Genomic DNA, 21,543 nt, shown 5'->3' on the forward strand with positions numbered 1-21,543 from the left:
AACAGTTGTGATGTTAACGGTAATGTTAACTTTTTCATCAGGGCTGTGTGGGTAACAATTACTTAGGACTAAAGCGCCAATTGATACCTTATCCTCTGCTATAGATAGTAAAGGCCACTTATGACTAAGTGGCCTTATTCTTATAAAGCTGTTTTATTGATTAGCCTTTAACTGGTGTACGCTCCAGTACTGCTAACAATAGCTTCCAGTATTGGCCAACAGTAGTAATGTTAACTTTTTCATCAGGGCTGTGTGGGTAGCGAATGGTTGGGCCAATAGAAACCATATCCATTTCAGGGTAAGGCTTCTTAAATAGACCACATTCAAGACCTGCATGGATCACCATAATCGTCGGCTCTTTGTTATAAATTGCCTCGTAGGTTTCGCGTACGCTTGCCATAACGGGTGAGCTATTGTCTGGCTTCCAGCCTGGGTATGCACCACTAAATTCAACATTCGCTCCAGCAAGGTTAGCCAGTGAGCTCAATACGCCTTCAACTTCTTCGCGACCTGAATCAATAAGAGAGCGAATTAAGCATAAGATTTGCACGCTATTGTCATCGGTACTGATCACACCCACGTTAAGTGATGTCTCTGTAACACCTTCTACTTCGTCACTCATGCGAATGACGCCATTAGGGCAAGCATTAAGCACGTCAATTAAGATCTGTTGTGACTCTTCACTCATGACCTGTTTTTCTGCTGGGATCTCTTCTAGCGTTAGAATCGTACCTGGATCGGCGATGGCTAACTCTTGACGAACTAAGGCTTGAAACGCTGAAACACGCTCTTGCAGTAAAGCCAAGTTTTCAGGAGGAAGCATAAAATTAACGTCTGCTTCACGTGGAATGGCATTGCGCAGTGAGCCGCCAGTAAACTGAGTTAACTCAATAGCCAGTTCATCGCCATGGTCAAACAGGAAGCGGGCTAAAAGCTTGTTAGCATTACCACGACCTAAATGGATGTTAACCCCTGAGTGGCCCCCTTTTAGGCCCGAGATTGACAACTTATAGCTGGCATTGGTCGGTTCTGGCGATTGCCAAACCATAGGTACTGATAACTGTGCGTCAACACCGCCAGCGCAGCCCATGTAAATCTCACCTTCTTGCTCTGAGTCGGTGTTGATCAAGATTTCAGCATCTAACATGCCAGCTTCTAGACCAAACGCCCCAGTCATGCCTGCTTCTTCATCAATTGTCAGCAGTACTTCTAGTGGGCCGTGAACAATGTCATCGGCGCCTAAAATAGCCAGAGCAGATGCCATACCAATACCGTTATCAGCACCTAAAGTTGTACCATTTGCTTTGACCCAGTCACCATCAACATACGCTTCAATAGGATCTGTTTCAAAGTCGTGAACTTTGTCTGCGTTCTTTTGTGGCACCATATCAATATGGGCTTGTAACACTACGATTTTGCGGTTTTCCATGCCGGCGGTTGCGGGCTTTTTGATGATCAGGTTGCCAACTTTATCTTCGACAACGCTCAGCTGCTTATCTTTAGCCCAAGCTTGAATATGCGCACTCAATGCTTGTTCATGTTTAGATGGGTGTGGAATAGCACAGATCTGCTCGAACCATTGCCAAAGTGCTTGTGGTTGTAATTGGTTTAAAGTGGTCACTTAAAAATCCCCTGTTCTAATAAAATCACCCAAGTGCTATTAAGTCGTCGATTTTATTTAAATCGATAGCGCGCTGGTGCGGGTGTGGCGGAAAATGCACACAGTCTAGCATAGTCTTTGGGCGCCGCGGAGTCGTTTGCAATGGCTTTAAATCTTACGTGGCAGGCAAAGTTTCCATAATCATTTTCATGCACATTAAAGTCGTTGGTAATCTAAGCACAATAGAGGAATAATGCCTGAGCAAATGAGTCGTTTTGCCAAATGGGTTATGAGGCAAAATGGCAATATAAAATATAATAAGGAAGGGTTATGGGGTCAGTTAAGTTTATTGATGTAGTTGAACAAGATGCTATTTTTGAAGGTCATGGTTGGGATGCGCTGGTGGTGGTTACACCGGACTTGGACTCGATACAATTTGAAGAGATATCCTTGCTGGCTAATCATGGCCAGAAGGTGGATAAGCGAGTTGGCAAATCAGTCACTCTGCTTTTTGCGCCAGGCATGGCGGGTGGACGTCTTATTGTTGCACCGGTTACAAAGGCTGATGATGACTATCAAGATGTGCGGGTGTTTGCTGATGCAGCAAGGCAAGGGATCAAGCTTGCTAAAGAGGCGGGGGCAAGACGACCGCTGTTACTCGTTAATGGCTTAGCTGAGCATCGTTATCAACATGCCGAGCAGGTTGCAGCGCTCGCTTGTGGGCAGGAACTTTGGCAAGCACTAGAGCTTAGAGAAGCCGGTGGAGCCGATGAGCCGTTAGAGGCAATTGGCTTATTAGGCAGCGAACACACAGGTGAAATGTTAACGGCGATTGAGGCTGGTCGTAGCCTGGCTCGTGACTTATGTGGTACAGAGCCTGAGCGTATGTCAGCGCCAGCCTTTGCGGATTATTGTCTAGATGCGTTAAACGATCTTGGGCTGGCAATCAGCGTGGTTGAAGACCGAGATATTCTTGAGCGAGACTACCCGCTATTAAGTGCCGTTGGTCGCTCTTCGTTTGCCGTACTAAGGCATCAGCCTCGCGTAGTTAAGCTTGAATATGTTGGTGAAGGCCCAATTGAGCGTAGCTATTTCTTCGCTGGAAAAGGTGTGGTTTATGATACTGGTGGAGCAGACTTAAAAATTGCTGGTGGTATGGCTGGCATGAGTCGCGATAAAGGTGGTGCGGCAGCAGTAGCTGGACTAATGAAAACTATTGGTATGCTAAAACCTAAAGGTATACGCATCGTTGCTGAGCTGGGGCTCGTTAGAAATAGCATAGGTAGTGAGGCGTTTGTTACCGATGAAATTATCACCAGCCACGCAGGCAAGCGGGTGCGTATTGGTAATACCGACGCAGAAGGGCGTTTGGTGTTAGCCGATCTATTATCACATTTACGTTTAAAAGCCGTGAATGCCGTCAAGCCACAAATGTTTTCAGTGGCCACATTGACCGGCCATGTGGTTCGCTGTTTCGGCGGATATACCGCAGCGGTGGAAAACAGTGTTGCCAAGCAGGCTAATGTCGCATCTGTTATGCAGCAACAGGCCGCACTTTGGGGGGAGCCTATCGAGGTATCTCAGTTACGCCGTGATGACTTTAGTAAAATTGTCGACCCGTCGGCAGCCGCAGACATGTTGTCGTCTAACAACGCGCCATCTTCTGTCACCGCGCGTGGCCATCAGTATCCAGCAGCATTTTTGATTGAAGCTTCTGGATTGAGTGGTCATGGTTTAAATGCGGCTCTGCCGATTGCTTACACACATTTAGATATTGCCGGTAGTGCAACGGAAGGTCATCCACAATATGGATCACCAACCGCCACACCATTAGTTGGATTGTTTAAATACATAACGGAAAGTTAAACCGAGCAAGATTGCTCTCAAGCAACAACCTCTAACTGTCTAGCGCTTAACTGCGCTTGATAGTTTGCTTAAAGCTGGCGCTCAAGTGCCAGCTTTTTTATTTTAGGCCTGAAATAAGCACAAATTGAGCTACCTCTATTTAGCCCCGCTCGATTTAGCTCCCTTAATTTCAGATCTTTTCGTTCAGCCTCTGCGATAGCTGTAGATAAAGGTACAAAATGACTCAAATAGAGCAGAGTTACAGTTAGGTTTTGTAATAAAATAACGTAAAGTGGCTTTTTTACGCTTATTTAATAAAAAAGCTTGTAATAAAACTACAAATACCTATAATTGCTTTCGTCGGATAAGCAATGGTGCTTAACGACACTTAGTCTATCCAGGATGGATAATTCTCCAAGGAATCGAGCGACAAGTTGACTCTACAAGCCAGCGAACGGCTTTTACGAAAGTAGAGCATTAGGAATTCAACTTTGTTTGGAGTATTAATTATGTATTTTAGTAACACTATTTATTCGCAAAGCTTTTGGTTAAACACTGAGAGTATGCGTGGCGGTTTATACGCCATGACTTTTAAGGGCTAACCCTCCTTATATAAAGTCGCATCAGTTTCCATCAACCTTTATTGTATCTTTTAGATACTTATAGACCAAGTCGCAGATAGCCCGAGTTAGTATACTTCCGCTGTTTGCCATTGATTATCGCTAGCGCGCTAACCAATTTCCACTAGGAACACTTGAAATGTCTTGCCCGCTCATTGAGCGGGCTTTTTTTTAGCTTAAACTTGCACTTTTACCTGCTAAACGCTTAAATCCTGTTCGATAGTTGTAGTATTTTTGATCGCGAAAGATAGCGGGTTGTGAAGCTTCACATTATACACGGGTGTTTTGTGATATGTGTCACTACACTGTGTCGTAAAATTACCGCTGTGGCAGTTTTTGAGCATTATTTACAATAAATACTTGTAATAAAATTACACGGGCTTATAATTGCTCTCACTGGTTAAGCAGAGCTTTCCAGTTTGTAAGTCTATCCAGGACGGATCATTCTCCAAGGAATCGAGCGACAAGTTGACTCATTAAATTAGTTTGGCTCAACCCCATTGGCTAATTTAATTTGAGATGATATTAACAACTTTGTTAGGAGTACTGACTATGCCTTATACAGGGCAAACTACGATTTACTGGCAAAACACTTGGTTTAATTCAAATGTTTTGCGTGGCGGTTTATACGCCATGACTTTTAAGGGCTAACCCTCCTTAAAAGTAGTTCCATCATCCATCAACCTTATAACACCCTTTGGGTGTGTTTAGACCTCAAGTTGTATATTGACACAGTTGATATGCCATTGATTAACGCTGGCGCGCTAACCGATTTCCTTATGGAACACTTGAAACATGTCTTACCAGCTCTTTGAGCTGGTTTTTTTTGCCTAAATTTTAATGGATGCTAAAGGCTGGTGGGCGTCAATACCGATATTGCAATGAATTAACGCCAGCAACATTATGCCGATTTCCTTATAGCGCTTTGTTAGAGATAGTTGAAACATGTTTTGCCAGCTCTTTGAGCTGTTTTTCTGCTTTGGATTTAGAACTCTCATTTTATAAGCATTGCCAACACTGCAGTGGTGTTTAGTTTGGCCGCCAAAAAGTCGAGTAATCACTAATATCATCAAGCGGTAATTCACTTGTTGTTGCCAATATTTTCAGATAAGTTTAATCATCCCTTAAATTATTTTGCTTTATAGAGCATAAGATAAAGCAATGCTTACGACTTAAAACTCATTACGTTATAGAGTGATGTATCGCCAGCTCGAGTCTCGTCACTGTTAAATGACTCCTGTAAAAGTATGAGCCGACAACGTGGCATGCCTTGGAGTCTAAAAATGTAGTATCTTGTTGATTCTACATTAGGGGGGTTAGTTATATTGCGGGTGGTTTAGTAATATTGCTAGACGTTAGATTTCAACAAGACACGGAGCTGTTAGTGAATCTTCTTCAAGAATATGAAAAACAACAGCGTTGGCGAAACTGGCAGCGCTATCTTCAGTTTATACCTGTGAGTCAAGATGACTCGATGGTTGATCTTGGTTGCTCTGTTGGAGATGTGTTCCGCCTTTTTTCGTATCGAGTCAAAAATGTTTTAGGTGTCGATATTAATCAAGAATTCATTGATTTCTGTGAGTCAAACAAAGTCAGCAATGAAACCTTCATATGCACTGATATTCTGAGTTTAGATTACCTACCCGTTGGAGCTGTAAACGGAATTTGGAGCAGCTTTTCCCTTTCCTATCTTAGCAATCCACTCGACTTTTTAGTCTCTGTATATTCAAAAATGAACCAGGGAGCTTGGATAGCATTACTCGATGTCTCCTGCTTTATTTCTGGGAATCTCAGCAGCAATAGTAAGTACTACGACAAGGTGAGGAGCTTTGAACTTGAATCATACAAGTCTGGCATTTATGACTTTGATTTTGGTGCCAAAATGCAGAACTTATTGCAAAATGCCGGATTCGAAATCGTCTATGTTGACAATGATGTTGTCGATCCAGAGTTAAATTTCTCCGGTGCAGCGCCGACAGAAATTATTGAGAGTTGGGTAGCAAGGCTCGATAGAATGCAGAGATTAAAAGAAGAGTTAGGGACGCAATACACTGAATTTTGCGATGAACTACTTACCAGTCTTAGTTCTGAGCATCACCAAAAGCGAGAGAATGTTAGGTTCGTTGTTGCAAAGAAATCTAACTCATATCAGTCCAAACAAAGTGCGTAATACCAGAAGTTGCTAATGTATGCGGGAGCAATTTACGACAACTATTTTCGAGCGTTATTTGCGACCGGGATAAATGGAATCACGCTGTCATTTTTACCGCTATGTTAGGTGCGCTTTTTGCTACTGGGTATGAATGATGATTAAACAAAGGGATTTGGTGTAATTGATGAAAAGTGCGCTGTTTATATTTTTTATAGCCTTGATAAGCCACTCTGTACATGGCACTAATTTTGTAGGAGTGACTAATTTTGTAGGAGTGACTAAGTGTGTTGAATGTCATCAAAAAGAGGTGGCAGAATGGCAGACCTCCCAACATGCTCAGGCCATGAGCCACGCGAGTGATGAGACCGTATTAGCGGATTTTGATCAAGCATCACTTATGTTTCAAGGCAAACAAAATCGTTTTTTCCGCAAAGGGAAAGAGTTTTGGGTGAATATAGAAGGCCTCAATAATCAGTTCTTTGATTATCAGATAAAGTACACCTTTGGTGTATACCCATTGCAGCAATATATGGTGGAGTTTGGTGACGGTAGAGTCCAGCTTATTCCTTATACTTGGGATGCTCGCAGTAAAGAGGAGGGCGGTCAGCGCTGGTATCATCTCTACCCGCAATTTACTCAACAGTCTGATGAGTTTTTTTGGTTAAATGAAGGGCAAAACTGGAATTACATGTGTGCGGATTGCCATTCTACCAATATAAAGAAAGGCTATGACAAACAAAAAAACACTTACCAAACGACCTGGTCGGAAATCAATGTTGCTTGCGAAGCTTGTCATGGTGCCGCTTTCGAGCATGTAAAATGGGCTGGTCAAAAAAATAAAAGTGCCAATAAGGGATTTGACCGTACTTTACAGCCAAGTGTTACGAATTGGGGCGACAGCGGAACCGGTATTCTCGAGCCTCAAGGCTTGCAACCTAGCCAACAATTAACAGCTTGTGCCCAGTGTCATAGCCGAGGCGTACAGCTTAATGAAGGCTATGATAACATTGAAAATAATGAATATTTAGATAGGCAACAGTTAACACTGATTAACAGTGAACTTTACCATAGTGATGGGCAAATCTATGATGAAAACTATGTGTATGGCTCCTTTCTTCAATCAAAAATGAGTCAGGCAGGGGTTGTTTGCTCTAATTGTCATAACCCTCACACAGGAAAGATTAAAATGGCAGAGCCAGCTTTGTGCTTGCAATGTCATAGTCCAAGCCACTACGCCGCTGAAGTGCATTCTCGCCATGAGTCAGGTACCGAAGGCAGTTTGTGCAGTGACTGTCATATGGTTGAAGAAAAGTACATGCAAGTTGATCTTCGCAAGGATCATAGCTGGCAAATTCCACGCCCCGATTTAAGTGAGAAAATGGGTGTACCAAACGCATGTGTCAGTTGTCATAAACAGAAAGATAATAAATGGGCAAGTACACAATTAGCTAAATGGTTTCCAGATTCTGCCATTCAAAATAGTGCTCATTTCTCACAGGCTTTTTTTGCCGCAGATAATCTACATCAAGGAGCGGAGAGGCGATTAAAGGAGGTTGTGGAAAATAAGCAACTAAGCTCAATTATTACAGCGTCTGCTTTAGAGCGGTTGGCACAATATCCAGGGCAAGTGGCTTATAGAACGAGTCTAGCCTCTTTAAACAATAGTAGTAGCCTAGTCCGTTTTGGTGCTGTGCAAGCAATGGCCCCCTATTCACCAGAGCAGCAGTGGTACGCATTAAGCCCTATGTTAAATGATCCCGTGCTCAGTATACGGCTTCTTACGGCAAGTTTACTGGTACCACAATGGCCAAGGCTGACTAAGCAGCAACAGACTCTGCTTAAGCCGAGTTTAGACGAGTATTTAGCGGTTCAACATTACAATAGCGACCGCGCGGGTAGAACGAATATTGCGAATGTTTATCGTCACCAAGGCTTGTTGGCTCAAGCGGAAGAAGAGTATTTAGGCGCGATACAAGTCGAACCCATTTATGTACTTTCTTATATTAATCTAGCCGACCTTTATCGGAGTTTGCAGCGCAATGACCAAGCGATAGCGATATTAAAGCAAGGTCTGTTAGTGGTTAAGCAAAGTGGGATTTTACATCATGCATTGGGGTTAGCTTATATTCGAGACAAACGCATGAAAGTGGCCACGGAACATCTACTTAACGCAACCATATTTGAACCCGCTAATGCACGTTTCCATTACATTTATGCATTAGCTGTTGAGTCTCATGACCGAGTAAAAGCTGAGCAAGCATTAATAACGGCTTATGAATTAAGTCATGACCCACAGTATTTATACCAACAATGCGATTTTCTTATTCGGAATAAACGCAAGAATGCGGCTGTTTGTGTTGAGCAATTAGAAAAACTGGTGCCAGTAGGCGCCGTGAAAGCGCTCAAAAGAAAACTGCAATAGCGGTACTCTTCGCAATATTTTATGAGACTGATTTTAGGCCTACTAATGAGCATGCTATTGGTACAGTGTGAGGAGTCATAGTCATGGTGTACATTGCAGTGCAAAGCATCCTTTTTTACCTTATGTTATTGATAGGGTTGAATCTGACCATGAAGGATTTACGGCGTATCAAACGCCATCCCTATTTAGTGCTTGGCATCACCGTCGCTCAAATAGTCATGCTACCGTTATTGGCTTACCTATTAATATTGCTGTTTAAACCTCAAGAATCTATTGCTATTGGTATGATGCTGGTTGCGATTTCTCCAAGTGGGGCATTATCGAATTTCTATAGCCTAATGGCTAAAGGGGATGCGGCGCTATCATTAACGTTAACGGCTGTGAGTAGTTTTGTCTCCGTCTTTGTTTTACCTATTATTTTGATATTTTTCTACTCGCAATTTAGTGTCAGCTCATCTCAATTATCAAGCGTGGTTGTCACACAAGCGGTTCAACTCAGTTTGACGCTATTGCTGCCGGTGATGATGGGTATATTCATCCGAAATAAGTTTGAAATTAAGCTAATACCTCGATTAGCACAACTTGAGCGATGTGGTTTTATCGGTTTGTTATTACTTATTGCAGGGATATTGGTCAATAATTTTTCGGCGATTGGTGAACAGTTACTGTTACTGATTATTCTTTCTAGCACTTTTACGCTACTGGCTATGTTGTTAGCTTCTTGCTTATGCCGATTAGCTAAGTTAACAATAACAATGAGCCTAAGCATTCTTTTTGAATTCCCGGTTCGAAATTTGGCTGTCGCGACCTTTGTTGCTGTAAATGTTTTTGCTCGCTCAGATTATTTGTTATTTGCAGCTTTATTTTTGGTGATTCAAACCCCATTTATGTTGTTGTCTGTCTGGTGGGGGAGAAGATGGGTTAGCCTTGCTTAAGTGTTTGAGAAGGAAGTTCACCAAATAGTTGGCGATATTCTGATGCAAAACGGCCTAGCTCTAAAAATCCCCACTGCAGTGCAGCATGCGATACCGTGATTGAAGCATCGCTAGTTAATAGCGTTTCTCTGACTCCATTTAGTCGAACGACCTTAAGGTAACGGATCGGTGTTATTCCTAAGTATTCACGAAAACCATACTCTAAACTGCGTTCGCTGAGGTTTGCCACTGTGCACAACTCAGATATTGAAGGCAAGCATGATGCAAATGATTGAAGATAGTCTATTACTCGATAAACACCTGCTATCCTGCGTGAATGAGGGCTTAAGGTGCTGGTATTATGTTCACTATTTAGCACCGTCTTTAAGGTGATTTGAGTGACTGAATTGGCGATAAACTCGCAAGTTTTTACTGATTGAAATAGGTTGTCAGTACTTGCAATTAATTTGAATATATAAAGAATACTATTTGTATACAGATCTAAACTTTCTTTTCTATTCTTAATGGCTTTGCTTAACAGCCATTGAGAGGGGATTTCTCGTTGATATAAATGTTGATACTGCTGGTTTAGCGTATCGTAATCAAACACTAATCCGGCATAGTCTAAAAAACCTTCAGTACAAATGTCCCACTCGTCTCCTGTTGCTTGTAACAAGGTATATTCTTCTCTCTCTCGGCCGCAAAACCTAAGAGGTTTACTACTCGGCAGGGGGACGGCAATGGGCAGAAATTGTTTGGGTGGCGCTGCGTGGATATGTGTCGCAGTGGTTAACTGTTCACGTAGTAATTGAACACTACCTAAATTTGCCTCCATATAGCAGTGTTGGCCATCACCCGGCTTTAGTTGGGTATAACTTCTGTTTTTTCTGCTTTGAAATGTCGCTAAATCACTCAAGTAATAAGTTTGAATCTTTTGTTCACTTAAGCCGAATGGTGTTTGCGGGAATTGCATATTGCTGGCCATAAAAAACTGCTACCGTTACCGCTATGTAAATGTATTGTTAATGTATCAAATGCTGATCTTATAGCAAGGTTCGGGTTGAAGTTACGCATGGTTAATGTGATGAATAATTTCAATGTGAATGTTAGATACTTTTTCTTTGCGCCGCTAAGAGAAAATCAAACTAAAGGAACTAGAATGAAGTTGAAGTTATTAAGCCCACTCATCGTGCTAGCAATAAGTGCCTGTTCTACAGAAGCACCTGAAGATGTTGGGGGATTAAAGGAAGAAAAGCGCCCTAATGTACTGGTCTTGATCGCAGATGATATGGGATATAGTGATATCGGTGCTTTTGGTAGTGAAATTGAAACGCCTAATATTGATAAGTTAGCCAATGAAGGGGTTAGTTTTACAAACTTCCATGTGGGTGCAACGTGTTCTCCAACACGAACGATGCTGATTAGTGGTGTAGATAACCATCTAGCAGGATTGGGTAATATGCATGAAATTATGGCTGATAACCAATTTGGCAAGCCCGGCTATGAAGGGTATTTGAATAACTCTGTTGTTACTCTCGCAACCGTCTTAAAAGATGCGGGCTACCACACTTATATGGCAGGTAAATGGCATCTAGGTGGCAACCCTGAATCTATTCCTCATGCTCGTGGTTTTGAACAATCATTCGCTCTAGCAGAAAGCGGTGCAGACAATTGGGTTGAGCAGCCGTATGCTCCAATGTATGAGCGTGTTCATTATTTTGAAAATGGCAAAGAAGTCGAACTGCCAACCAAAGATTACTTTTCCTCTGACTTTTATACACAGAGGATCATCGACAATATCGAGAGTAATCGTAAAGATGACAAACCCTTTTTTGCTTGGGTAGGATACCAAGCAGTGCATTATCCTCATCAAGCACCTAAAGAGTTTATTGATAAATATAACGGTGTTTATGACGCGGGTTGGGAGGAGTTAAGAAAGAGTCGTCTGGCACGCCAAACAGAGATGGGACTGTTTCCTAAGGAAGTTAAACTGGCAGAAAACTTCGATAAAACAAGTTTCGAAGATTGGCAGTTACCTGATTGGGACACTCTGAGCGAAGAAGAGAAAAAGTTTAATGCTCGTCGTATGCAAACATACGCAGGCATGGCTGATAACATGGATCATAATATTGGTAAAATCTTAACTTATTTAAAAGATATCGGTGAGTTAGACAATACGTTTATCTTGTTCTTATCTGATAACGGTACCGATCCTAACTTACTGTCTGCGAAAGCTGAGTATGAAGCTTGGTACCGTAAGAATTACAAGTATACCTACATGGATGATTATGAAGGTGACTACTCTACAATGGGGCAAAAAGGCTCGTATGCTGACTATGGTCCGGGTTGGGCAGCAGCAGCGAATACCCCTAACAGTTACTTCAAAACGTTCTCAAGTGAAGGGGGATTACGTGTTCCTTTTATTGCACGTTTTCCTAAAACAATTCCAGCAAACAGTAAAGTTAATACCTTTGCTTTTGTTAAAGATGTTTACCCAACCATTTTAGAGGTGACGGGTGTTGATTTGCCGAGTCGTAATTATAACGGTAAAGAAATACATGTCCCTGATGGTAAAAGTGCATTATCAGTTCTTATGGGGGATAAGCCGTCCGTACATGGAGAGAAAGACGTAATCGGTTACGAACTGGCTGGTAGTAGTGCAGTATTTCAAGGTAAATATAAGTTATCTAATAACCCAGCACCTAAGGGAAATGGGGAATGGGAACTTTATGATATAAGCATAGACCCATCGGAAGTTAATAACCTAGCTCAAGAAATGCCTGAGTTAGTGGAAGAGTTGAAAGCTGCGTATGCTGTATATGAAAAAGAAAACTCTTTAGTCCCCGTTCCTGATGGTTATAACCCTTTAACGCAAGTATTAAAAAATAGTACTCGTCATTCATCTCACTAAAACTTAACTAGCTTGATAAAAAATGCCAGACAATGATTCATTGCTGGCATTTTTTTGCCTTGGATTTAAGGTTAGAAATCAGGTTGCACCTGGGCTTTGAAGTTAGACTTCGTCTAACAGCTAAAGTCGTGGCGCTTCGCCCACACCCGAGCCAATGGGGAAAGCGCTTGTCCCTCTTTATTTCATAAGAGTAAACCCTCAGCGCCCCAGACGAAGTTGTTGATCCTCATGCTAATGGATAAATCGCTAACGCTTCCGATGGGGAATTGGTGTTTCCTGTATGTTTGGTAACTCACTTTTGCCCCAAAATGTGTTTCGCAACTCAAAAGGCAAGTTGGCCGAATAAAGCTTTGGCTTTAGAAAAGCTAATGATAAATGGGTTTGCTTAGTCTATAAGTTATGCTTGTCTTATCTTTTCTAAGCTGTGTTTATACACAGTGTTATTGATTTTGATCAGATTTCTAGTCAATAGTTGATGAAATTGTGCGCGTATACACTTGTGGCTTAATATAATACTAAGTAACATCAGGCACATAGAAACATGTGAATGTAGATAATAGGTTTGGAAACCGCGCATGCGCGTTTAGCCTAACGGGTTATCTAGAGAAAATCTGATAATATAATTAGATACAGTAGGTTAGCGATGCGCATTTTTACTGGTCTATGCGCATGCGCACTATACAAACGTTAGGAGATTCAAGGTGATTTCATATCAACCTGCCTGTGATTTATCCAAATCGGCAGAAATTACATATAACAATATGCGCCCATATTATGAGCACTATTTAGTTGATTGGGAGCAGCCTAAAATACTCGAACAAATTTTGAGTTTAGATAATTGGGATATCTTATCTGAGGGGGAGGTGGTAGGAGCTATTCGCCTATCATTTGATAGCGACGAGTGTTATTTACGTGATCTTCAAGTCAACGAAGAATTCCAAAACAAAGGTATTGGCGCAGCAGCATTAGTAGAGTCAACTAGATTAGCTCAAGCCTCAGGAGTAAAAAAACTCAAATTAAGAGTTTTTAAAATCAGTCCAGCGCATCACCTATATAAAAGAAACGGTTTTACGTTGGTTAGTGAGGATGAAAGGTTCTACTACATGGAGCAAGACATCTCCTAACGAACGACTATGGCGTCAATAACTTATTTTTACCCAGAAGTCGGTTAGGAACGTAAAACGTTAATGCCCCATTGTGAGCTAGGGCCGTCTCGTATTTCATTCTCCTAATGTACTATTTGACCTACTTTCTCAGGGCAATCCATTTTTTAGACTGATACATTCACTAGGATGACAGAAGTAATATTTTATCGTTAATGTGAGATATCTATTAATTGAACTTGCTCTAAGAGTCAGAACTCGAGTTGATACTGCTTATGTTATCTTGTTCATGGATCATACAATATTGAAACCATCCATTAAACATTTCTATCATTTCGCTACCACCAAACTCATCATTTTTGTCATATACAAAGTATGTATCAGAACCTCCTCCCCTAAGTGTAAACTGTCCATGATGCTCGCCCCAACGAGAAAATGTTAAGAAAAGATAATTATCATTTACTAAAAAACCTATTACATTTGGCATGTGTTCGTACAAAGATAAGCGAATTTTTTGACCAGTCACTCCTGAATTTATGGCTCTAAGCACTTCTTCTTTGGTTCCCACTGTGCTATGCGTAAACCGTGTATAAACGCTACTTTTGTCCATTTGATACTCAGGTGACAGTAGCGCCACAGAAATATCTAATTTTTTACCTGATAAGTTGTAATCAGAATTAGGGTCCAAAAACCGTGAAATTACCGTCGTCCAACCGAATCTACCAGCGATACCTATATACTTGATAGATAAAGCTTTTTCATCACTAGCTAATGCATGTACCTTTTTAAGCAGTTCTTCTGAACTGACAATTTGAATAACACCTTTATCGACAGTTACTTTTTCATAAATTTCGAATAATACTTGAAGTATGATAAACCCTAAAAATAACGCAGCGGTATAAACTACATGTTCTGATATATTTTTTGGTAGGATACTAGGTGGCAACGCTTCAGACCCCACAATAAAGAACATAATAATAAAAGCTATTGGCCTCTTAGATTTCTCATAACCTTCCCTAAGTTGAGTTATGAAACTTGGCTTATTATCTTCATGCATTGCACACCTCAAAAAATCCTTTTCAATAACACGTAATTCTAGACTGACTACAACAAAGCGCAAATTTAACCAAGAGGTAAGGTCTAAAAACTATAGACACTTTTTTAGTCCATCGTTCACTCAATTATTAAACGACGAAAACAATTAAAGGGTCAGGCACCTAAATTACAAATCATCTACCCCAATAGCGGCATTCATAGCTTCATTTATGACCCTGCTGGATAAGTTACTTCCATTTGGTAAGACCCCTCTCACTCATCAATTTCTATTGGCAATTACCTATCTAAATCTCTTTACCTAGTGGGGTTGCAATTTTGTTTTGCAATACCTGATGTTATCCGTAAAGAGCTAATATAGCAAAGTCACTGACACGCTTTTGTCCAAAAGTGAGTTAGAAGCATCTTTAACCATAATCAAAAGCTAGATAATTCCGATAGACCTACAGAAAACACCATTCCCTATCGAAGTTGCCGAAGTACGTAGATGAAAATGACGTGGAGCCATCATGGATGATGGTTCAGGCTCAGCGGGACATGGATGTCCCATCTGAGCCGTTAGGCGATTTTTATTGGAGTATGAGGCCCGTATCTAATGAATGTAACTTCGTCTGGGGCGGCAGGGGAGATCCAAGAGGGGGTTGCTGTTGTCCCCTTCTTGGCCGAGTGTGAGCTGGAAGCTCACGACCTTTTATCAAACGAAGTTTGATTGCTTCAACGCTTAGTTGTTAGACCCAGTCTAACTTTCTCGTCGAAAACTCGACAGCCACCATTGTTGTTAACAGTAAAACAATCAGAATGCTAAAGCTGACTGAAGCGGAGCCAAGTAGCCTTCCGAGTTGCCCAACTCACAAACAAAACAGGTGTTTTAAATAGCTAGCCTCTGGTGGGAAGCATCCGTATAATCCCAGCGAAATGTACAGCTTGAACGGTTTTTGTACATGTCTATATTCGTACTTTGCTAACTTAAACTAACGCTGATTCAACTAACGCTGATTCAAACAATGATTGTTTTCTAAAAAGAAAAGCCTTACTTAAGTTAGCAATGATGACACCCTACAAATCAATATAATAAAAACCAAGGGACTGAGTTCCATGTTAGAAAAATTATTCAAATTAAAACAAAATCAAACTTCGTTAAAGCAAGAAGTTATCGCGGGACTCACGACTTTCTTGACCATGGCTTACATCATTTTTGTTAATCCTATGATGCTAGCCGATGCGGGTATGGATCACGGCGCCGTGTTTGTCGCGACCTGTTTAGCGGCGGCCATCGGTTGTTTAGTCATGGGCTTAGTGGCTAACTACCCGATTGCGTTGGCGCCAGGCATGGGTTTAAATGCTTTCTTCACTTACACAGTCGTTGGCGAGATGGGTTACTCATGGGAAACGGCTTTAGGCGCTGTATTCCTGTCGGGGATCTGCTTCTTAGTGCTTTCTTTAGTGCGCATTCGAGAGTGGATTGTTAATAGCATTCCTATGTCGCTACGTATTGGTATTGCCGCGGGTATCGGCTTGTTCTTGGCTTTATTAGGCCTTAATAGCGCGGGTATTGTAGTTTCTAGCCCAGCGACATTAGTGACTATGGGCGACATTACGTCATTTCCTGCAGTGATGGCGGCATTAGGGTTCTTCCTAATTATCGCTATGGTACATCATGGGATGAAGTCTGCCGTGGTTGTCAGTATTCTAACGATTACCTTACTCGGCTTACTGTTTGGCGATGTGCAGTACCAAGGTATTGTATCTGCGCCACCGTCAATTATGCCGACATTTATGAAGATGGACCTGTCTGGTGTGCTTGAGATCAGCATGTTATCAGTGGTGTTTGCATTCTTGTTTGTCGACTTGTTTGATACCTCAGGCACCTTAGTTGCCGTCGCTCAGCGTGGTGGTTTCTTAGATGATAAAGGTCGTTTGCCCCGCTTAAACCGTGCGTTAACGGCTGATAGCACAGCGACAATCGCAGGTGCGATGCTGGGTACATCAACTACGACCAGTTACGTTGAAAGTACAGCGGGTGTGAGTGCGGGCGGGCGCACAGGGTTAACGGCTATTGTGGTTGGCTTGTTATTTCTCGGCTCGCTGTTTATCTCTCCTTTGGCTGCTATGGTGCCTGCGTATGCGACTGCTGGAACGCTATTTTATGTGGCAATCTTAATGATGTCTGGGCTGGTTCATATTGAGTGGGAAGATATTACCGAGGCAGCGCCAGTCGTTGTGGTGTGTATTTTAATGCCGCTGACATTTTCAATCGCTACAGGCATTGCGATGGGCTTTATCTCATATGCGGTCATTAAGTTGATGAGTGGACGTTATAAGGACTTAAGCGTTGGCGTGGTGATATTAGCAGCTCTATTTATTGCTAAGTTTATTTATGGCTAGCGCTTAATTGACTTAAGCTGCAAACACAAAAGCCGCACTCGCTGTGGCTTTTGTGTTTATGGGTATTAGCTCTGACTGTTAAAAAATCTCGCGTTAAATTTCAATATTCTGCTAAATTTCCTGCCATTTTTACGAGAAACCCCTAATTCAGCCTTTTTTTTCAGTTTCTTTGTTGGTGCTTACTACCAATTCAAACCTAGATTGGGTATAAGGTTTTATTCAATGTAATTTTGTTAGCAAATAATGAACTTAAGTGAGATTAGTTACCGCCGCGTAGTGGTTAAATTGGGAACAAGTGTACTGACATCTGGCAGCTTAAAGTTAGATAAAGCACACATGGTTGAATTAGCACGACAGATGGCTTGCTTGATGAAAGCTGGCGTAGAAGTCGTTTTGTGCACCTCGGGAGCAATCGCTGCGGGTAAAGAGCATTTAGGCTACCCCAAACTACCCGATACCATAGCCAGTAAACAGCTGCTCGCTGCGGTAGGGCAAAGCCAACTTATTCTTGCTTGGTCTCAGTTATTCAGTATTTATGGTTTGCATGTCGGCCAGCTATTGCTGACCCGCGCCGACCTGCATGACAGAGAGCGCTACTTAAACGCGAGAGACTCTCTTAATGCGCTGCTTAACAATGGCATTATTCCCATTATTAACGAAAATGACGCCGTAGCAACGGCCGAGATTAAAGTGGGCGACAATGATAATTTGTCTGCCAGAGCCGCACTGTTATGTGATGCGGACCTATTGATCTTATTGACCGACCAAAAAGGTTTGTTTGATGCTGATCCGCGTAAAAATCCGGATGCAAAGCTGATCACTGAAGTTCAAAATATTGATGATAGTTTACGCATGCTGGCTGGTGGCGCTGTTTCTGGGCTGGGCACTGGTGGCATGGCGACTAAGCTCGAGGCTGCAGACATTGCACGCCGTGCTGGTGTTGAAGTGGTCATCGCGTCAGGACATCATAAAGATGTGATTCAAAACGTGGTCTGCTCAAAACCTGTCGGTACTCATTTTACCGCGCTTGAGCACCCGCTTGAGAGTCGTAAACAGTGGATTCTGGCAGGGCCTAAGGCTCGTGGACAGCTGGTACTTGATAGCGGCGCAATTGGCGCAGTCACCGAGAAAGGCAGAAGCTTGCTCTCTAAAGGGATCATCGAGGTTAACGGTCTTTTTCAGCGCGGTGATACCATAGAGCTTGTTGATACAAAGGGTAAGGTTTACGCCAAAGGCATGAGTCGATACGGCTCACTAGATGTCAGTAAAATTGCTGGTAAGCACTCTGATAGCATCGAAGAGATGCTTGGCTACGATTATGGTGATGCAGTAGTTCACCGCAACGACATGGTGGTGTTATGAATAACGAAGAATATTTAACGGCTTTAGGGCAAAATGCTAAGCAGGCAAGTTATGCATTAGCGACACTTTCTGGCAACCAGAAATCTGCACTGCTTAAGTGCATCGCGCAAAAGCTGACTGCCGCAAAAGCAGACATAGTCAATGCAAACCTGCAAGATGTTGCTGCCGCTAAAGCCAATGGCCTATCTGATGCGATGATCGATCGCTTGTTGCTTGATGAAACCAGACTGATGGGCGTGATTAGCGATATTGATAACGTGATTGGCTTGACCGATCCAGTCGGAAGCGAAATTGATAGCCGCCTTTTAGATAACGGTTTGCGCTTATCACGCAGGCGTGTGCCGCTTGGGGTTATTGGCGTTATTTATGAAGCGCGTCCAAATGTTACCGTCGATATTGCAGTGCTAGCCCTTAAAACCGGTAATGCGGTGATTCTGCGTGGCGGTAAAGAAACGTTAGCGTCGAACAAAGCCCTATGCACTGTGATCCGTAGCGCTATGGTCGAGCACGGTTTATCAGAAGATTGTGTGCAGCTAATTGATAGCCCTGATAGAAGCTTGGTATCTGGATTATTAAAACTCGATAAATATGTCGATATGATAGTGCCGCGCGGTGGTCAAAATTTACAACGTTTATGCGCCGAGCAAGCCACGATTCCGGTGATCTTGGGCGGGATTGGTATTTGTCATATCTATGTCGATGCTGAGGCTAACTTAGAAAAAGCGATTGCAGTTATTGAAAACGCTAAAGTTCAACGACCTACAGTATGTAATGCGCTTGATACCGTGCTTATTCATCAAAGCCATGCCAAGCAGTTTATTCCTCAGTTATGCAAGCACCTTGCAAGCCTTGGGGTTAAGTTTTATGGCTGCGACCAGACGCAAGCGATGTTAAACACGCAAGGGATTGAGGTTTGTGCTGCCAACGACGAAAGTTTTGCCACTGAATGGCTATCGTTAACACTCGGGATTAAGGTTGTTGCTGACTTAAGCCAAGCGGTAGAACATATTCGTACGTTCTCAAGCGGACATTCAGAGTCGATTTTGACTGACAATATCCATATAGCCAGTGAGTTTATGAATGCTATCGACTCGGCAGCCGTCTATGTTAATGCTAGCACTCGCTTTACCGATGGTGGCGAATTTGGCCTAGGTGCCGAAGTGGCGGTAAGCACCCAAAAGTTGCATGCTCGTGGACCTATGGGACTAGAAGCACTGACAACCTATAAGTGGTTAGCGTGGGGCGATTATACCATTCGAAGTTAAATTAATTCGCTTCTGTATCAGCATAAAAAAGCCGCATTGAGCGGCTTTTTTATGCTGATATTTTCTTACACTAATGGGTATAAGTGGGTAAAGGTGGGAATACGAGCGGCTCATAAGTGATGACTTGGTGCAGGTATAGCACCAAGTAGACGATTGCCATCACCGAGGTGTAGATCCTAAAGGGGGTGAGAAAACCTCGCATATGGAAAAAATGACGGTATTGGATCTCCCGGGTAAAATAGAGTGATGGCAGCAAGAAAAAGCAATACAAAAATGCGAAGTACCAAGTGTACGAACGCTCTTGTTGTAATTCATGTATTAGCATAGCAATAGCAAATGCCATTGAGCTCAGCCTGATAAACTTAACGACTTTAGCTTGCCTAAAAAACTTTAATGCATCCATATATTTGTAATACATAACTAATTTCCGTATTGTTACGCAGTTGTTACACTTATACCTAAGCTTGAACTTATTTACAATTGGCCATAGAAAAAAAGTCCATAAGTTGTAGATGAATAACATTAAATGGGTAAAAGAATGATTGTTAGCTGTGTTGACCTGCTACTAACTCTTCGTGTTTAGCCCCATTTTGTTCAGTTCTATTTTTAGTTCAGCTTTAGTTTGGCCCGATTCTGTTTAGTCTAATTTTATTTAGACCGAATCTATTTTATCTCGAATTTAGTTTAGTCCAATGTACATTAAACAGATGAAAAAACCGACTCAAGGTCGGCTTTGTTTTGAAACCATAGTGCTAAGCATTGCTTTAAAGCCATGATATTAGATCCATGGTGTTAGAACGGGGAGGAAGGACTAGTGCAGCCCTCCCTTGATTGGCGTTAGTCTTTCATGCCTAGATATTATGCCTAGATGTTATACAGGGATACGCTTTTTTGCGCGCCACTGACCGACTTTAGGCAATATTTGCTGTAATGCCAGCGCGAATATAATCAAACCTAAGCCTATGTATGTCGATTTTTCAATGCTCTCTTGTAAAATCCAAGCGATAAAGCCTATCGACATCACTGGCGTAATAAATACTAGCGTGCTGATACTCGCAGTGCGCTCTGCTTTCTTTAAGGCGATTAACCAAAGCACAAAAGTAACGCCCATTTCAAACAGCCCAACATATACGCCAGCGAATATGGCTTTTATGTCCCAAGTGGGTAATGACTGAGTCAATAACAGCGCCACCACAATAAAAGGCAGCCCGACCAAAAAGCTTAATAATAGGCTAACAACGGGATCGCCCTTATCTTTAGTATTCACTATCCAGTAAAGCGACCAAAGCAGGGTACTGGTTAACGCAAGCACTACACCAGTCATGCTTTCAAAGTGAACGTTGGTGATATTACCTTTTGTCGCAATAAAGAATACACCGCAGTACGCTACCAGTGCGGCCGTAATGTCACTCTTTCTTAATTTTTGCCCCAGTAATGGCACTGATAATAAAGGTAACAAAATCGCCCAAGTGTAATTTAAGGACAATGCTTGCTGAGCAGGTAAAAGATCATAGGCTTTGAACAGGACTAGATAATACAGAAACGGGTTGAGCAGGCCTGTTTGCAAATAAAACCAAGGTCGCCCCCAAAATTGCTGCTTAATGAGTGACAGCTTTTTTTGGGCGATTAATATCGCACCTAAAGCAAAGATAGATGTAGTCACGGCAATAAACACCAATTGTAAGGGTGTAAAGTGCGCCAAAGCTAACTTAAACGCCGTTGCGACAGTGGACCACAAGAAAATGGCGCCAATGCCAAATACGTATGCTTGATGGGATGATTTCAATGTTTACTACTCTATACAACAAGATGATGACAAAGCGCATAATCCAGTTTTAGCTCTGATATCGTGCGCCATCTTTAAGATTGTATTCATTATACGTTTTACCGTTTTTTTAACCGCGTCCTAGA

At 42.2% G+C, this 21,543-nt stretch carries 14 protein-coding genes; 9 read left to right on the forward strand and 5 right to left on the reverse strand.

The window, feature by feature from the left end; all coding sequences use genetic code 11:
- Positions 1-160 precede the first annotated feature (160 nt).
- Positions 161-1,621, reverse strand: coding sequence for an aminoacyl-histidine dipeptidase (locus tag ACVBIU_RS06300; RefSeq protein WP_447163321.1), 1,461 nt, complete (start codon positions 1,619-1,621; stop codon positions 161-163).
- A 309-nt stretch (positions 1,622-1,930) separates the two neighbouring features.
- On the opposite strand from ACVBIU_RS06300, the gene ACVBIU_RS06305 reads away from it, so the two are divergent.
- The 4 genes from ACVBIU_RS06305 (at position 1,931) to ACVBIU_RS06320 (ending at position 9,574) form a co-directional block, all read left to right on the forward strand.
- A complete protein-coding gene (locus ACVBIU_RS06305; protein ID WP_447163322.1) occupies positions 1,931-3,466 on the forward strand; it encodes a M17 family metallopeptidase in 1,536 nt (511 codons plus the stop codon).
- A gap of 1,983 nt (positions 3,467-5,449) precedes the next feature.
- The gene (locus ACVBIU_RS06310) at positions 5,450-6,235 is read left to right on the forward strand and encodes a class I SAM-dependent DNA methyltransferase (protein WP_447163323.1); all 786 of its coding nucleotides are present in this window, start codon (positions 5,450-5,452) and stop codon (positions 6,233-6,235) included.
- A 166-nt stretch (positions 6,236-6,401) separates the two neighbouring features.
- Entirely contained in the window at positions 6,402-8,639 is a 2,238-nt protein-coding gene (locus ACVBIU_RS06315) for a multiheme c-type cytochrome (RefSeq protein WP_447163324.1), read from the forward strand.
- Positions 8,640-8,722: 83 nt separating this feature from the next.
- Positions 8,723-9,574 (forward strand): bile acid:sodium symporter family protein, encoded by an 852-nt coding sequence (locus ACVBIU_RS06320; RefSeq protein ID WP_447163325.1) that lies wholly within the window; start codon positions 8,723-8,725, stop codon positions 9,572-9,574.
- On the opposite strand, the gene ACVBIU_RS06325 is transcribed toward ACVBIU_RS06320, so the two are convergent.
- A complete protein-coding gene (locus tag ACVBIU_RS06325) occupies positions 9,561-10,538 on the reverse strand; it encodes a helix-turn-helix domain-containing protein (RefSeq protein ID WP_447163326.1) in 978 nt (325 codons plus the stop codon). The two genes, ACVBIU_RS06320 and ACVBIU_RS06325, sit on opposite strands and share 14 nt — an antisense overlap.
- Before the next feature lie 174 nt (positions 10,539-10,712).
- On the opposite strand from ACVBIU_RS06325, the gene ACVBIU_RS06330 reads away from it, so the two are divergent.
- Entirely contained in the window at positions 10,713-12,464 is a 1,752-nt protein-coding gene (locus ACVBIU_RS06330; RefSeq protein WP_447163327.1) for a sulfatase-like hydrolase/transferase, read from the forward strand.
- A 701-nt stretch (positions 12,465-13,165) separates the two neighbouring features.
- Positions 13,166-13,588: a GNAT family N-acetyltransferase gene (locus tag ACVBIU_RS06335; RefSeq protein WP_447163328.1), complete on the forward strand. Its 423-nt coding sequence runs from the start codon at positions 13,166-13,168 to the stop codon at positions 13,586-13,588.
- 223 nt (positions 13,589-13,811) lie between these two features.
- On the opposite strand, the gene ACVBIU_RS06340 is transcribed toward ACVBIU_RS06335, so the two are convergent.
- A complete protein-coding gene (locus ACVBIU_RS06340; RefSeq protein ID WP_447163329.1) occupies positions 13,812-14,624 on the reverse strand; it encodes a hypothetical protein in 813 nt (270 codons plus the stop codon).
- A gap of 1,091 nt (positions 14,625-15,715) precedes the next feature.
- On the opposite strand from ACVBIU_RS06340, the gene ACVBIU_RS06345 reads away from it, so the two are divergent.
- The 3 genes from ACVBIU_RS06345 (at position 15,716) to ACVBIU_RS06355 (ending at position 19,632) form a co-directional block, all read left to right on the forward strand.
- Complete coding sequence (locus ACVBIU_RS06345) at positions 15,716-17,005, forward strand: NCS2 family permease (RefSeq protein WP_447163330.1); 1,290 nt, start codon at positions 15,716-15,718, stop codon at positions 17,003-17,005.
- Between the two features lie 243 nt (positions 17,006-17,248).
- Positions 17,249-18,367, forward strand: a complete 1,119-nt coding sequence (proB, locus tag ACVBIU_RS06350) for a glutamate 5-kinase (RefSeq protein ID WP_447160139.1) — start codon at positions 17,249-17,251, stop codon at positions 18,365-18,367.
- Positions 18,364-19,632, forward strand: coding sequence for a glutamate-5-semialdehyde dehydrogenase (locus tag ACVBIU_RS06355; RefSeq protein WP_447160138.1), 1,269 nt, complete (start codon positions 18,364-18,366; stop codon positions 19,630-19,632). The genes proB and ACVBIU_RS06355 overlap by 4 nt, the downstream gene beginning before the upstream one ends.
- 70 nt (positions 19,633-19,702) lie before the next feature.
- On the opposite strand, the gene ACVBIU_RS06360 is transcribed toward ACVBIU_RS06355, so the two are convergent.
- Entirely contained in the window at positions 19,703-20,050 is a 348-nt protein-coding gene (locus ACVBIU_RS06360; RefSeq protein WP_447160137.1) for a hypothetical protein, read from the reverse strand.
- A 453-nt stretch (positions 20,051-20,503) separates the two neighbouring features.
- Positions 20,504-21,418: a DMT family transporter gene (locus ACVBIU_RS06365; RefSeq protein ID WP_447160136.1), complete on the reverse strand. Its 915-nt coding sequence runs from the start codon at positions 21,416-21,418 to the stop codon at positions 20,504-20,506.
- Positions 21,419-21,543 lie beyond the last annotated feature (125 nt).

The organism is Shewanella sp. 30m-14, assembly GCF_052977125.1.

Excerpts from the sequence above, each read along its gene's own strand:
- ACVBIU_RS06320 (WP_447163325.1), top strand. The coding sequence starts at position 8,723 with ATGGTGTACATTGCAGTGCAAAGCATCCTTTTTTACCTTATGTTATTG.
- ACVBIU_RS06325 (WP_447163326.1), bottom strand. The coding sequence starts at position 10,538 with ATGGCCAGCAATATGCAATTCCCGCAAACACCATTCGGCTTAAGTGAA.
- ACVBIU_RS06315 (WP_447163324.1), top strand. The coding sequence starts at position 6,402 with ATGAAAAGTGCGCTGTTTATATTTTTTATAGCCTTGATAAGCCACTCT.
- ACVBIU_RS06360 (WP_447160137.1), bottom strand. The coding sequence starts at position 20,050 with ATGTATTACAAATATATGGATGCATTAAAGTTTTTTAGGCAAGCTAAA.
- ACVBIU_RS06355 (WP_447160138.1), top strand. The coding sequence starts at position 18,364 with ATGAATAACGAAGAATATTTAACGGCTTTAGGGCAAAATGCTAAGCAG.
- ACVBIU_RS06305 (WP_447163322.1), top strand. The coding sequence starts at position 1,931 with ATGGGGTCAGTTAAGTTTATTGATGTAGTTGAACAAGATGCTATTTTT.
- proB (WP_447160139.1), top strand. The coding sequence starts at position 17,249 with ATGAACTTAAGTGAGATTAGTTACCGCCGCGTAGTGGTTAAATTGGGA.
- ACVBIU_RS06330 (WP_447163327.1), top strand. The coding sequence starts at position 10,713 with ATGAAGTTGAAGTTATTAAGCCCACTCATCGTGCTAGCAATAAGTGCC.
- ACVBIU_RS06340 (WP_447163329.1), bottom strand. The coding sequence starts at position 14,624 with ATGCATGAAGATAATAAGCCAAGTTTCATAACTCAACTTAGGGAAGGT.
- ACVBIU_RS06345 (WP_447163330.1), top strand. The coding sequence starts at position 15,716 with ATGTTAGAAAAATTATTCAAATTAAAACAAAATCAAACTTCGTTAAAG.